The organism is Streptomyces roseoverticillatus (assembly GCF_000719265.1).
Classification (GTDB): domain Bacteria; phylum Actinomycetota; class Actinomycetes; order Streptomycetales; family Streptomycetaceae; genus Streptomyces; species Streptomyces roseoverticillatus.
Genome location: NZ_JOFL01000068.1, coordinates 1 through 662, shown reverse-complemented (window position 1 = coordinate 662; position 662 = coordinate 1). Strand labels below are relative to the sequence as shown.

1 protein-coding gene is annotated in these 662 nt (G+C 68.0%); it reads left to right on the top strand.

Going from position 1 to position 662, the window contains the following annotated elements:
• Positions 1 to 662 (top strand): flavodoxin-dependent (E)-4-hydroxy-3-methylbut-2-enyl-diphosphate synthase (gene ispG, locus IF61_RS0131845; RefSeq protein ID WP_030370023.1); only part of this gene is annotated, 662 nt, incomplete at both ends.

Sequence of the window (662 nt, the reverse complement as noted above, 5' to 3'; positions counted from 1 at the left end):
ATCCGGATCGGGGTGAACGCGGGTTCGCTGGACCGGCGGCTGCTGCAGAAGTACGGGAAGGCGACGCCTGAGGCGCTGGTGGAGTCGGCGTTGTGGGAGGCGTCGCTGTTCGAGGAGCACGGGTTCCGGGACATCAAGATCTCGGTGAAGCACAACGACCCGGTGGTGATGGTCAACGCGTACCGTCAGCTGGCGGCGCAGTGCGATTACCCGCTGCACCTGGGCGTGACCGAGGCCGGCCCGGCCTTCCAGGGCACGATCAAGTCCGCGGTGGCGTTCGGTGCGCTGCTGTCGGAGGGCATCGGTGACACGATCCGGGTCTCGCTGTCGGCGCCGCCGGCGGAGGAGATCAAGGTCGGCATGCAGATCCTGGAGTCCCTGGGGCTGCGCCAGCGCCGGCTGGAGATCGTCTCGTGTCCGTCGTGCGGGCGGGCGCAGGTGGATGTGTACAAGCTCGCCGACCAGGTCAGCGCCGGTCTGGAGGGCATGGAGGTGCCGCTGCGCGTCGCGGTGATGGGCTGTGTGGTGAACGGTCCGGGCGAGGCGCGTGAGGCCGATCTGGGGGTGGCCTCGGGCAATGGCAAGGGGCAGATCTTCGTCAAGGGCGAGGTCATCAAGACCGTGCCGGAGTCGAAGATCGTGGAGACCCTCATCGAGGAAGC